Annotated in this window: 10 protein-coding genes; 7 read left to right on the top strand and 3 right to left on the bottom strand. The window is 51.6% G+C overall.

What is annotated here, in order from left to right; translation table 11 throughout:
- Window positions 1–23: 23 nt before the first annotated feature.
- Complete coding sequence (locus LBW89_RS13970) at window positions 24–560, top strand: hypothetical protein (RefSeq protein WP_213508280.1); 537 nt, start codon at window positions 24–26, stop codon at window positions 558–560.
- 88 nt (window positions 561–648) lie between these two features.
- Here the strand turns inward: LBW89_RS13970 and LBW89_RS13965 are convergent, their stop codons facing one another.
- A complete protein-coding gene (locus tag LBW89_RS13965; RefSeq protein ID WP_225039375.1) occupies window positions 649–1161 on the bottom strand; it encodes a molybdenum cofactor biosynthesis protein B in 513 nt (170 codons plus the stop codon).
- 172 nt (window positions 1162–1333) lie between these two features.
- Here LBW89_RS13965 and LBW89_RS13960 point away from each other — a divergent pair, with 172 nt between their 5' ends.
- The 3 genes from LBW89_RS13960 (at window position 1334) to LBW89_RS13950 (ending at window position 3743) form a co-directional block, all read left to right on the top strand.
- Window positions 1334–2365, top strand: a complete 1032-nt coding sequence (locus LBW89_RS13960) for a CobW family GTP-binding protein (RefSeq protein ID WP_225039374.1) — start codon at window positions 1334–1336, stop codon at window positions 2363–2365.
- Window positions 2366–2451: 86 nt separating this feature from the next.
- The gene (locus LBW89_RS13955; RefSeq protein ID WP_148449750.1) at window positions 2452–2790 is read left to right on the top strand and encodes a four-helix bundle copper-binding protein; all 339 of its coding nucleotides are present in this window, start codon (window positions 2452–2454) and stop codon (window positions 2788–2790) included.
- A 71-nt stretch (window positions 2791–2861) separates the two neighbouring features.
- Window positions 2862–3743, top strand: a complete 882-nt coding sequence (locus tag LBW89_RS13950; protein ID WP_225039373.1) for a protease complex subunit PrcB family protein — start codon at window positions 2862–2864, stop codon at window positions 3741–3743.
- Between the two features lie 153 nt (window positions 3744–3896).
- Here the strand turns inward: LBW89_RS13950 and LBW89_RS13945 are convergent, their stop codons facing one another.
- Window positions 3897–6374, bottom strand: a complete 2478-nt coding sequence (locus tag LBW89_RS13945) for a hypothetical protein (RefSeq protein ID WP_225039372.1) — start codon at window positions 6372–6374, stop codon at window positions 3897–3899.
- Window positions 6375–6674: 300 nt separating this feature from the next.
- Between LBW89_RS13945 and LBW89_RS13940 the strand changes: the two genes are divergently transcribed.
- The 3 genes from LBW89_RS13940 to LBW89_RS13930 all read left to right on the top strand — a co-directional run bounded on the left by LBW89_RS13940 (window position 6675) and on the right by LBW89_RS13930 (window position 10837).
- On the top strand, window positions 6675–7451 hold the full coding sequence (locus LBW89_RS13940; RefSeq protein ID WP_225039371.1) for an AraC family transcriptional regulator: 777 nt from the start codon (window positions 6675–6677) through the stop codon (window positions 7449–7451).
- A 327-nt stretch (window positions 7452–7778) separates the two neighbouring features.
- Window positions 7779–9212, top strand: coding sequence for an ATP-binding protein (locus LBW89_RS13935; RefSeq protein ID WP_225039370.1), 1434 nt, complete (start codon window positions 7779–7781; stop codon window positions 9210–9212).
- On the top strand, window positions 9200–10837 hold the full coding sequence (locus tag LBW89_RS13930; RefSeq protein ID WP_225039369.1) for a thiamine pyrophosphate-binding protein: 1638 nt from the start codon (window positions 9200–9202) through the stop codon (window positions 10835–10837). The genes LBW89_RS13935 and LBW89_RS13930 overlap by 13 nt, the downstream gene beginning before the upstream one ends.
- A gap of 62 nt (window positions 10838–10899) precedes the next feature.
- Here the strand turns inward: LBW89_RS13930 and LBW89_RS13925 are convergent, their stop codons facing one another.
- Window positions 10900–12969, bottom strand: coding sequence for an ABC transporter ATP-binding protein (locus tag LBW89_RS13925; RefSeq protein ID WP_225039368.1), 2070 nt, complete (start codon window positions 12967–12969; stop codon window positions 10900–10902).
- Window positions 12970–12973 lie beyond the last annotated feature (4 nt).

Here is a 12973-nt window from a genome sequence, read left to right as displayed (position 1 = left end):
TGGAAAAAGGAGAAGGAATAGCGATGAGATGGTGGGCTTTGGGCTTGAGCGCGTTGGCGGCCTTCACCTTCACCGCCGGATGCAGCGATAGTCAGCGGCGGATGGTGCGGGAAGAAGTGGATAAATACAATATGAAGTCCTACAATGAAGGGAACGCCCGGCAGTTAAACCGGGGGGCGACACTGAACGTTCCTCTGTTAAAGGCGCTGCGACACGAATGCTCCGCGCGCGGCATCCGACTGACGCATGAGACTTACGCGGAAGGGCTAAACGGCAACATTACTTACAGCTACTTTATCAACGGGGATGCGCGTCATTTTATACTGGTCCATGTGTATCCCAGCGAAAGCGAACGAGTCGAGGAAATGAAGGAAATGTACGGAGCCAGAAACGGCTCGGTGCAAATCGCGGCCGCGGAGGAAACCTCGGTCATCGCCCAAAAAGGGAAAGCCGCGCTCGTTTATGCTTCCAGCGGAAACAGAATGAACGAGTACCGCGATGACCTTGAAGAGGTATTTGACAACGTGTTGGCTCGCATGAATGTGCAGGATCCTTCGTAAAGAAACAGAAGCAACCCCTTTGCCGGAAGATGCAGCTTGGTCTCAAGCTCGGTCACCGGCGAAGGGGTTTTTTGGGCTGAGTAGATCGTTACTTGTAAATTTCCCGCATCACATGCCGCAATTCGGGAAGAATGATTTTTTCCATCGCGAGCTGCACCGCTCCCTGGGAACCCGGCATGGAGAACACGGCCATATTGCCGATGGTTCCGGCGATGGCGCGGCTGAGGATCGCGGCCGGGCCGATATCTTCGGTATAACTGAGGAACCGGAATATTTCGCCAAAGCCCGGCAGTTCTTTGTTCAGCAGGCTGCGGACCGCTTCATAAGTCGTATCGCGAGGTGCGATACCCGTTCCCCCGCTGAGCAGCACCGCTTCGACTTCCCGGCTGGATACCGCTTCGCGCAGCAACTGGCGGATTCCGTCATAGTCGTCTTTGACAATCGCATATTTCACGACGGTATAGCCCGCTTCCTTGAGGAGCCGGATCATCAATTGACCGCTTAAGTCGGTCTCTTCCGTGCGGGTGTCGGACACGGTGACCACCATGCAGGCCACCTGCTTCGGAGCTTCATTGCGGTGTTCATCTACGGATTTGATCATCGCTCGTAATCCTTTCTGTTTTTCGTTTTTTCTATACTATACTTTACCACAAATCGCTCCATTCCCTTAGGCCTTCCGTCAACGCTTGAGTCCGCTACAAAGTTGCGCGATCGTTCAGGTTGGTGTAAACTCGCTTTCATGGAAAAAGAGCGAAAGATGGAGGATACATAAGATGGAGAAACGGAGTAAGGCCACACCTATATATATGCTGTCCGGATTTTTGGGCAGCGGAAAAACAACGCTGCTGCAGCGCCTTTTGGCTTATTGGAAAGAGCAAGGTTTGCGCCCCGCCGTCGTTATGAACGAGCTGGGAGAAGTGAATCTGGACGGGGTGATGGTCGGCGAAGAAGTTCCGATGACCGAGATGCTGGGCGGCTGTATTTGCTGTTCGATCCGCTCCGATCTCAGCGCGCAGCTGTACGAGCTGATCCGGGAGGAACGACCGGATTTGGTCGTGATCGAAGCGACCGGGGCGGCCAATCCTTTGGAAATGTTCGACGCCGTGACGGAGTCGTCCCTTTACCTGGAGCTGGATATCCGGCCGATGATCACCGTGGTGGACGCGGCTCATTTGGCGGAATTGTACGCAAAGCAGCAGGGGAAAACATATCGCTTGATGCTGGAGCAGATCCGCTGCGGCTCCGATTTGATTTTGAATAAAATCGACCGGATCGGCCAAGAGCAGCAGCAAGAAATGCGGGAACTGCTTGAGAGGTTGAATCCCTATGCCAGAATCATACCGGCCGTCCGCTGTGAAGTGGATCCGGTTTATTTGCTGGGTGACGGGAAACGGGTAGAGACGGGGAACCCGGCTATGAACATGGCCGAAAGGAAACGCGAATCGCTTCACGCGGGGGATGCCGGCAAGGGGCATGATTCTGCCGACGAACCTCACTCGCATCACCACTCGCATGACCATGTGACGGTTTATACGCATTATTTTACCGGACCGGTCGACAGCGTTGAATTCGAAAACTTCATCTCCGAATTGCCCCGCGAAATTTACCGGGGAAAAGGGATACTGTCCTTCTCCGACACCGCCAGCCGGTTTCTGTTTCAATATGCGTACAGGGAAGCCGACTACCTAAAAATCACACCGCAAGGGGAGGTCCCCGATGTCGTGGTGTTTATCGGAGAGCACTTCGATAAAACCAAGCTGGCCGAAACCTTGTCCGCGCTAGAAGGACGCACCGATCGGGCCTGACGCTGCTGTTTCATCAAGCCGGGTTCATGGTAATACATCGAAAGAGCCTGTTTACCAAAGCAAAACTGGATAGGGAGGTAGGATCGATGATCCAGGAAAAATACCGGGAGTGCATTGAAGCTTGTATTTCCTGCATGAACGCTTGTAATTATTGCTATGTTTCCAGCTTGAAGGAATATGAACTGGCCATGCTGCGGGACTGCATCCGGCTCGACCGGGAGTGCGCCGAAATTTGCGCGTTTACGGCGGAAGCGTTGTCCAGAAGCACCTTGTTCGCCAAGGAGATCTGCGAGTTGTGCGCCAAAGCTTGCGAAGCCTGCGCCGAGGAATGCTCGAAGCATGGGCATCAGCATTGTAAGGACTGTGCGGACGCTTGCCTCCGATGCGCGGAAATTTGCCGCAAGATGAGCGCTGCCGCCGCCTAAAGCCTAGCGGAATGCAAAATGCTGCAACCTTTTGCGGAACGGCTGCGTCTAGGGGGCAGAGGTGATGCAAAATGAAAAATAAAAAATTCAAAGCGGCGGCGGCGTTGCTCATGTCCGGATCTTTGCTGCTCGCGTCTTCGGCTTCGGCTTTTAGCGACGTGGAGGGACAGGACGCCAAAATTACGGAGTCGCTTCAGAAGAAAGGAATCATTCAAGGCGTGACGGCGGAGAAATTTGCTCCGCGCAGCAAGTTGACGGGCGCACAGGGCGTTTATATGGCCGTGCACGCGTTGGGGCTTGAGGCCAAAAACGACGGCGGGAAAAAAGGGCAGGGCAAAACGCCTTGGTACTCCACCGCTCAAAAGATCGCCGAAGACAACGGAATCAAGCTGCCTAAGGACTTTAAGTGGACCGGAGAAATGACGAAGGAGCAGTTTGCTTACATTTTGGATCAAGCGATCTCCGCGACCGGCAATTATCCAATGATCAAAATGTATATCGAGGTGGCTGATGCCGACAAGGGGAATCCGCTTTATTCCGGAAGCATCCAAAGACTCCTGCTGATGAAAATTACCGAGCTGGACAAGGATCGCAACTTCCAGCCGAAAGCGTCGATAACGCGGATCGAAGCGGCCCGCATGGTTTATAAAGCGGCCGAATTCGTTGAGGCTCATAAGGACGATGCCCAGCAGGTGAACGACAACGTATCGTTCAAGCTTCACAAAGTGAATGACGAGGTGAACAAAGTCGAACTGACCCGTCATGATCAGCCGAATCCGGGGTACGGCATCCGGGTAGCCAAGGTGGAGTTCCCGAACGAGAAGAAGGCGGTTGTGTACTATGAACTGACTTCTCCCAACCCGGACAGCGCCTATGCCCAAGTCATCACGGATTCGAAAACCGAAACGTTCGTACCAAGCCGTTACACCGTTGAAATCGCCCCGTTGAACTAAAAGGGCTAAAAAAGAGGGCCCCAAAGTAAGCTTTGGAACCCCTTCACCAGCTAAACTTAGAATGTTCGTAAAAAACCAAGGAGTTAAGCGGTCCGTTCCCGCCTAGCTCCTTGGTTTTTGGCGTGGTTCTCGGCAATTTCCCCGACTTCGCTGCTACTTGCCTATCGGCGTAAAGCGATTTTCCAGAGAAATACTGGAGAACTTCGCGTAATTGAGTTGTTCCAACTTATTGGCGACATCATTGCTGTCGACGGCAAATCCGACAAATACCGAACCCTCCATGACCATTTTTCTTTCGCCGATCCGCGACCATTCCTTTCCGTCGGGTGAGCCATACGCAAAGATTGTATCTCCCTGACGGCCCAGTTTAAGCCAATACCCTTGCGGGACGCCGTTCAACTTGAACGGGATGTCCGGAAGCAGTGGAATACCGGCTTTTTCGGCGGCGGATACGCTGTCCAAGGTTTCCGTCAATTCATCAAATGGTCCGCCCTTATCGTTTCTTCCGGCCAGATAAGCTGACCAGCTGGTTTCTTTGGATAACTTCACCAAGGAGAGGCCCAGGGCCGCGGCGGCACTGTCTTCTTTCAAGTCGTCCCGGATCATCAGCCCGGCAAAAGCGTGATTGTCGACGGCTCCCATGTCCTCCAGCTTGGCGGTTAATTCGAAGTCGCCGTTCAACTCCTTATATACGAAATGGAAATCGTCTTTCGACGCTTGGTACGATTCGGAGCCTTTTACGCTGCCTTCGCTCATGCCAAGTTTTCCGTTGCCTTTAACGGTGATCGTACCGCCAGTCATGCTGCCGGAACCTTGAATGTCCGGTTCGCCGATATCAGCGGATGTCCAACCCGCCTCGGCCAAGGTGGCGGGGGAGTTATTGACATGGATGATGGCGGCGGAAGTTTGCGTCCCGTTCCCTTCCGTATCCGTCACTCTTGCCGAGATATAATACGAAGCGTCCTTTAATCCCTTGATCTTATACGTATAATGGCTTCCTTTTTTGACGGCGTCCCCCAGATATTCGGACCCGTTATAAACAGCCACTCTCTTGATTTTATGTCCGAATTTGGAGGACGCTTTAATCTTGACCTCGATTTCTTTCCCTGAAACAAATCGGTCGTTATTTTTAGGGGCCACCAGCAAGGCTTCGGGGTTTTCGGCGGCATGGTTCATATCGACAAGCCCGTTAATATAAAGCTCTAACCAGGTATAACCGCTGTCGGTCACCGTCTTATATGCGTCTTTGATCCCCCAGATTTTATGTTTCTTTTCCCATTTGTCGTCGATCCCGTTCAGATTCGTGTCAAATGGATCGTCACGCCGTTTCTCTATGATCCCGAAGTCCGAGATATAGCCCCCGACCTCATGTTCCGTGTTGATATATCTGCCCAAGCCTTGTTCCACTTCCGCCACAATTCTCGCATCGATCGCGTCGCGACGGGGATAGGTGGCGCCCGCCTGTTGCAGGATGCTTCTTAGCAGGGGTTCATTGGCCTGTTTTATGCCGGTCTTCACGTAAGCGTCGAACGCTTTATTGGTGACGCCGTGATTAACCCCCAAGCTGTCCGCCGATAGGTACGGCTTGGATGCAAAGGTGGTGGCATGTTCGCCGCTGTCGGCGCCGGAAAATTTTACGTATTCCGAAGACCCGTCCAGCAATCCCGTAAGTTTGCCGTTAATTCGGTTCCCGTTGACGTGAAAACCCCCGATCTTGGTGGATTCTCCGGCATCGAGCACCCGGTTCAGCACGTTATCCCTTGTTCCGGGACCGGCAATTTCGATATTGTTCATAAAATTCGTAAACGTGAAGCCCCCGCCGTAAGTGCCGTTAAAGCCCCAGTTGTAAATGACGTTGTTGGAGAACTGAACAACCGCCACATGATCGGCATCCGCGGAACCGGCATAGCCGCCGCCGAGTCTGGGATTTCGGGAAGTATGATTCGCGTATAAATTGTGATGGAACGTCGTTTTATCACCGCCGGAAATACCGCCATACCCATGTCTTCCTTTGGAATGCCCGGATAGCGTCAGGCTTTCCGAAATGATGGACCATTGGATCGTTCCGTTCTCGCCTCTGTATAAAGACAAGGTTTCATCCGTATTCCAACTGAAAGAACAATGGTCGATGATAAAAGTGTCGTTGTCTCTTCCCCAAAGCGCGTCCATTGAATCGCTGCCGTTATAAACATGGGTGGCGCCCGGCCGGAAGGCGAGATACCTGAGGATGATATTTTCCGAATCGCTGATGTTGGTATCCCAGCCGGCAATGGTGATTCCGTTCCCCGGCGCGGTTTGCCCGGCGATGGTCAGGTTTTTAATGTTTTTAAACCGCAGGGTGCTTTTCAGTTCGATCGTTCCGGAAACGTGAAAAACGATCGTACGCCCTTCTTTGGGCGTAGATAGAACCCCATACCGCAGCGATCCTTCAATAGGTTTGTCTTTTTCGCCGTAATCTTCCAGAGTCGTTACGATGTAGACATCGCCGCCCCGCCCTCCGCTGGCATAGGCACCGCCGCCTTCAGCACCCGGAAAAGCAACGACAGGGGCAGATTTCTTATCGGGATTTGCCTGTCCTGAGGCCTCGAGACTCGGGTTCCCCAATATTGAAAGCGCTACCGAAAAACTCAAAAAAACGGAAGCCGCCTTCCTGAATCTTTTATCTTTCCATTTCATGTTTGACGTATAACAAAGATCCCCCCGTAATCGATCGACAGAGGATCCTGCTATACTTCCTCCTTTCAGTGGAATGTTATGGTCCTCGGCTCTACTTTAAAGCTTTTAGGACTTCATTACCTGCCAAAACCGCCGCTTTTTTGTGCCAATTATTGCTCTTGGTCCTTGTACCGCATGGAGCAAATCCATAATATATTCTTAATACGGCAGAACCTCGCTGCTTGAGATAGGCAAGATGCCGATAGGGAGGAAGCTATGAAAATAAAATATCAGCATCGCGACCAGGCGTTTCATTCCTTTATTTCCACCAATAACACCTATCCTCTGCATCTCCATAAAAATATTGAAATCGCGACGGTCTTGACAGGCAGCATTCATATCCACATCAATGGCAGAGAATATGTTTTATCCGCGGGAGACGTGGCGATCATATTCCCCAATCAGCCCCATAGCTACAAAACCACAGAGAAGAACCAAATCCTGTTGATCTTTTTTGACGCCACATTTCCAGGAGATTATACGGGGGACTTGCTTCACCATATCCCGGACCATTCCGTAGCCGCTAATCATCCGTTGCTGCCTGATCTCACGACAACGTTGTATAAACTATATCAAGAACAGCGCGATCAACGTCTGCTCAAGGCTTACATTTCGGTCATACTAGGACATACTCTGCCATTATTGTCCTTGAAAAAAATAGATTACAAGAAAGACATGGAGCTCATTCCCAAAATTCTGACTTATATCGACATGCATTTTTTAGAACCCATCAATCTGAACAAGCTGTCCATCGAGCTGGGTATCAGCAAATTCATGATTTCCCGCATCTTCTCCGAGCAATTCCGCATCTCTTTTCGCGATTACATCAACGGCCAACGGGCAGCCTTCGCACATATGCTGCTGGTATCCACTACAAATCCGGTCACCGATATCGCGTTTGATTCCGGCTTCAACAGCTTGCGCTCATTCTATCGCGTGTTCAAAAAAGAATACGGAGTAACCCCCAATGAATTCCGACGTAAGGAGTTTTAGAGGTCATTTTTCGAATTGAAGATAATGGTGGATTCACAATTTATTTGTAAGATCAAGTCGAAATGAAGAAGGGGTTTGAGCGGAAAGCGGAGAACTATTTACTGTAAGCTGCAGGGAATAAGTACAATTCGTAATTTTGGGGGTACGAAACATATGGAAAACTGCTTCCTTGCGGAGATACGTCGGCGTTGTTTGGCAAACGGAATGCAACCAACAGATATCCCGTCTCCCTTAACGACCGTGTCTGAAGAACATCTACAAAAGCAAAAAAGCCGATATGCCGACATTTTAGAGGTGACGAAAGTTCTTGGAGAGAACACCATTAAGTTGCTCAACGGTCAAATGGTGTTATTTCTGGTCACCGATGATGAAGGGGTGGTGATTGATTCCTTCGGTGATCGGATCATGAAAGAAAATCTGTCGCAGTTAAACATTAAAGAAGGGAGTTTGATGCTTGAACGGGAAGTGGGCATTTGCGCGACGCTGATCGCCCTGGACAAGAAGATTCCTTTTCAAACCGTGGGCAAGGATCATTTCCATCTGGTATTGCACGATTCCGCCTGCCAAAGCGTTCCTTTTTCATTTCCGAGCGATCATGGGGTCTTGGAAGGAACCATCTCCCTGATGACGAGCGTTGTCGATTTCAGCAAGTACCAGCTTGCTATGTTGGTCAATATGGTGGAATCGATGAGGCGGGAGCTCATCCTCAGAAAAACGAACCAGCGCCAATTAAATTTGCACCATCTGATGGTAAATAACCTGGATACCGGTATTCTCTTGGTCGATCAATGCGGTGTGATCGTAGATGTTAACCATATCGCGCAATCCATGATTCCGGACCTGGTTGCGGTAGGACAGTCGGCTCTTCCTATTTCGGAGCTTGGACCGCATATCGCGGAAACGATTGCGAAGGGACAGCGGCAGCGGGGCATCGAGGTCCACTATAATGTCAGAGGGATCCATACCGTTTGTCTTGTTGACATTATACCTATTTTTGAAAATGGCGTCCTTCAAGGCGCTTATGCTCAGCTTCGGGATATTACCGAGCGCTATTTACTGGAGCAGCAGGTGATTGTCAGCGAGAAACTGTCCGCGATCGGCAAATTGGCGGCCGGTTTGGCACACGAAATACGCAACCCGCTTACCGTGATTATGGGCTTTGTGCAAATGATTCGGTCGCAGCGGCTCGATCCCCTAACCGCGAAATATATGGGATATGTCTATGAAGAACTGGAGCGCGTCAAGAACCTCGTTTCCGACTTTGTCACAATGTCCAAACCTTCTGTCCCGATCGTGAAGCCGATTAAAATCAATGAGTTTCTTGACAATGTGCTTCGTGTGATGGAAGGACAGGCTGCGCTGCACGATATCCGGTATGTCCGGGATTATCAAACCACCGACGAGGATATTTTATTTGCGGATGGCGCGCAGATCAAACAGGTCTTGATCAATATTTTGCAAAACGCCGTCGAAGCTTCGCAGCCTAACGAGGCCGTAACCTTAAAAACGCGGAAAAATCGTAACCATTTAATCATAACCATTTCAGACAACGGCAGCGGGATTAGTCCAGAGAACCTGACCAAAATCCAAAATCCTTTCTTTACCACGAAGGAACATGGAACGGGGCTGGGGCTGTCGGTTTCCTACCGGATTATCAATAATCATCACGGAGAAATTACTATCGATTCTATATTGGGTACAGGGACGGATTTCAATATTCATTTACCTTTGACAAATATATTAGAGGAGTGTTCTTTGTGAAAAACGTTGTCCAGCTCTTAGTTGAGACCTTAGTTAATCTTGGCATAAAACACGCTTTTGGAATTCCGGGTAAATCGATAGCTCCTTTGATATTGGAATTCGGGAACCAGGATATCGAATTTATTTTGGGAAGGCATGAGAGCGGGTCGGGATTTAGTGCGGGGGGCTATGCATTTACGAACCATAAGTTAGGCGTGGTCGTCGCAACTTCCGGTCCGGGCGGCACCAATCTCGTCACTGCCGCAGCGCACGCCAAAATGAACGGTTTACCCGTGCTCTTTATAACGGGTCATCAATCGGCGGCCGAATTAGGGATTCCGCAATGCCAAGATTCTTCGCAATACGGCATCGATTTGGCGGAAATCATGAAGCCGGTCACTTTGTTCAGTACAATGGTTACGCGAGGCGATACTTTTCCCGCCATCCTGACCTATGCTTTGCGCGAGGCGATGACCGGCAGAAAAGGACCGGTTCACCTCTGCATTCCGTTCGATGTTATGATCTCCCCCGTCAACGACCCGTTGGTTCAGTTACCATCCGGGAATGTGAATTACATAGCCACCAATTTGGAGGAAGCGATTCTTCGGCTTCGAAAGGCCCGTAAACCGGTAATTCTTGCGGGTAAAGGTGTGGTGCTTTCCGGAGCGCAGAAGGAATTGGCGGCATTTGCCGAGACTTTTCATATCCCCATTGTCACGACTCCCGGAGGAAAGGGAAGTGTTTATTCCGCGCACCCTCTTTATTACGGACCCTTTGGTTTAGGCGGACATCAAAAGGCCAAGGATTTATTGGAATCCGGCGTCGACTTGCTTTTGGTGATGGGGTCGCGCCTTAGCGATACCGCTTTAGCAGGCTTGGACCGTTCCTATTATCCCGGGGAGATCATCCAATTCGATATTGCCCATGAGTTTATGGGAGGAATTATAAAGTCGAAATACCTTCATATATTCGGAGACCTACGAACCAATCTGGAGGAGATTTTACGTTTATATCCTAATGAGCCCGCCAAAGTACATACAGCGAAGACTTATCACGACCCGTTGCCTGTGTTGCAAAATCTCTCCGTTGCCGAAGTCTGCCAAGCGGTCGGTGAGATGATCCCCGAAAACACGACGGTTTTCGCCGATGACGGCGCCCACGGTTACCATGCCGTCCGTTGGCTGGATTTAAAGCCCGGCGTGAAATTTTTCTTCGATTCCTATTTCGCTTCCATGGCGAATGCCATCGGAATGGCGATTGGGGCGAAATTCGCCGATCAAGAACAAAACGTCATCTGTATGACAGGGGACGGCTGTCTATTTATGCTGGGCTCCGAAATCAACACCTGTGTGGCGGAGCAACTGCCGGTCATTTTTATCGTCATCAATAACGGACAACTGGATATGGCGTTGAAAGGGATGAGGCAGTTTACCGGGCGAACGGACGGCACGATTTTCAAACAACCCCTTGATGTGGCCGCATACGCGGCTTCGATGGGGGCGGACAGCGCAGCTTGTTCGAATCTTGACGAATTTAAACAGGTGTTTAAACGGGCATTGGGTTCCAACAAGCCTTTCGTAATCGACGTCCTCGTGGATAAAGAAGAAATTCCGTCATCTTTGGCACGCGAAATGAAGCTGGACTAATGAAAAAGAGGGTCGTCCCCGGTCATCGTTGATGACTTTGGGGACACCCTCTTTTTGATTCGTTAAATGCGGCCGGTGGCCGGTTCCGTTATATGTCCGGGAAGTCCGCCGAGCGCCGGGGTATCGCCGCCCGCTTGCAGCCGGTACATCTGATAATATCGGCCGCCGAGCGCCAGCAGTTCGTCGTGCGTTCCGCGCTCCACGATTTCACCTCGATGCAGCACGAGAATGAGGTCCGCGCTGCGGATCGTGGACAGCCGGTGGGCGATAATGAAGGTGGTCCGCCCCCGCTTGAGCACCTCGAGCGCCGACTGGATCAGCGCCTCGGTCTCCGTATCGATGTTGGCGGTCGCCTCATCGAGGATCAGGATCGCCGGATCGAAGGCGAGCGCCCGGGCGAAGGAGATCAGTTGGCGTTCCCCCGCGGACAAGGTGCTGCCCTTCTCAACTACCGGTTCATCCAGCCCCTTCGGCAAATGGGCGAGGATCCGGTCGGCCCCGACATCCTTCAACGCTTTCTCGATCGTCTCCCGGGAAATCCGTTCATCGCCCAGGCTGACATTGGAAGCGATCGTTCCGGTGAACAGGTACGGATCCTGCAGAACGATTCCCATATGCTGCCTGATCCACTGTTTAGGCAGGTCTTTGACGGGCTGGCCGTCGATGGTGATCGTTCCCTTTTGCGGGTCGTAGAACCGGAACAGCAAGTTGATGATCGAGCTTTTTCCCGATCCGGTGTGGCCCACGAGGGCGACGGTTTGGCCTTGCTTCGCCTCGAAGGAGATATTCTTCAACACGTTATCCTTCTTGTAAGCGAAGGAGACATCTTTAAACTCGACGTTTCCTTTATAACGCGGCATGGAGCCGTCGGTAACGGCTTCGCCCGGTTCATCCATCAGGGCGAACACGCGCCCCGCGGATACCATCGACGAATCGAGGGCAGCCAATTGGTTCACCATTCCGGTAATCGGCTGGAACAGCCGTCCCAGCACATCGACGAAAGCGTACAGCACGCCCAGCGAGATTACGCTTGAACCCGTGATCTGCGCCGATCCGAAATACCAGAGCACGAGGGCGAAGGCAAGGTTGCGGATGACATTGACCAGGTTATGCGAGGTAAAAGCGTTCAAATTCAGCATTTTGTTCTGATAGGTCATGTAATCGTCGTTTAACTTCTCGAACTCCGCCTTGGTTTGGGATTGCCGGCGGAAAATCCGGATGATCGACATCCCTTGAATCGACTCGTTGATAATCGCGTTGATTTCGCTGAGCCGGGAACGAATAATCGTGTTGTACTTTGTGGCGAACTTCCGATAGAGCACAACCCAAGCCCAGATAATCGGCACGACAAACAAACAGATCATGCCGAGCCGGATGTCGAGCAGGAAGAGGGCCACATAAACCCCGAGCATGTTGATCACGCCCGAGAAGAAGTTGGAGAGGACGGCGATAAATAAATCTTTCACGGCTTCGGTGTCGTTTGTGACGCGGGAGACCACCTTTCCCGCCGGCAGATTGTCAAAGAAGTTCACCGGAAGCCGCGAGATGTGGGCATAGACGTCGATCCGCAGCTTCTGGATAACTTTGTTGGCCGAAGATTGCAGCCAGTAGGTCTTGCCGAATTCCATCACGATGGAGATCGCCAGGAACACGAAGTACCAGCCGACCAGCGTCAGAATCCCCGGGATTTCGGGGCGGTAGAACGCGAACACTTCCGCGGCGTTCAGCTTCCGGGCCGGATATTCGGTAACCTGGCCGGACTTCGTTAAGATCAGCGTACCGTCGCGGTAGCTTCGCTCGCCGGACACGTCGCCCATCTCCGCTTCCACGAAGACGAAGGAGGTGCCGACTTGAAGGATCCGGACTTCGGGTCCGCGGGCTTCTCCTTCGGTGAACCTGTCGCCGCGCTTGAAGGTTCGCCCGTCGTAGTTGACGGTGGACTCTCCGGCAGCGGCGGTTTCATAGTACGGCTTCTCGATGGCCAGCATATGGTCGTCGATCATGGACCGGGCGATAAACGGCCCGGCCAGTTCGGCGGCCACGCCGATGGCCAGCATGACGAGAGCCAGAATAAATGTATTTTTCGCCGTCAGGGCGTATTTGAGCAGTGATTTTCCCGTGTTCGAGTGCATCCGA

The organism is Paenibacillus sp. alder61, assembly GCF_020179875.1.
GTDB lineage: Bacteria > Bacillota > Bacilli > Paenibacillales > Paenibacillaceae > Fontibacillus > Fontibacillus faecis.
Note: the sequence above shows the minus strand (reverse complement) of the source record. Positions and strands in the feature narration are given on the sequence as shown.

Excerpts from the sequence above, each read along its gene's own strand:
- LBW89_RS13970 (WP_213508280.1), top strand. The coding sequence starts at position 24 with ATGAGATGGTGGGCTTTGGGCTTGAGCGCGTTGGCGGCCTTCACCTTC.
- LBW89_RS13965 (WP_225039375.1), bottom strand. The coding sequence starts at position 1,161 with ATGATCAAATCCGTAGATGAACACCGCAATGAAGCTCCGAAGCAGGTG.
- LBW89_RS13960 (WP_225039374.1), top strand. The coding sequence starts at position 1,334 with ATGGAGAAACGGAGTAAGGCCACACCTATATATATGCTGTCCGGATTT.
- LBW89_RS13955 (WP_148449750.1), top strand. The coding sequence starts at position 2,452 with ATGATCCAGGAAAAATACCGGGAGTGCATTGAAGCTTGTATTTCCTGC.
- LBW89_RS13950 (WP_225039373.1), top strand. The coding sequence starts at position 2,862 with ATGAAAAATAAAAAATTCAAAGCGGCGGCGGCGTTGCTCATGTCCGGA.
- LBW89_RS13940 (WP_225039371.1), top strand. The coding sequence starts at position 6,675 with ATGAAAATAAAATATCAGCATCGCGACCAGGCGTTTCATTCCTTTATT.
- LBW89_RS13925 (WP_225039368.1), bottom strand. The coding sequence starts at position 12,969 with ATGCACTCGAACACGGGAAAATCACTGCTCAAATACGCCCTGACGGCG.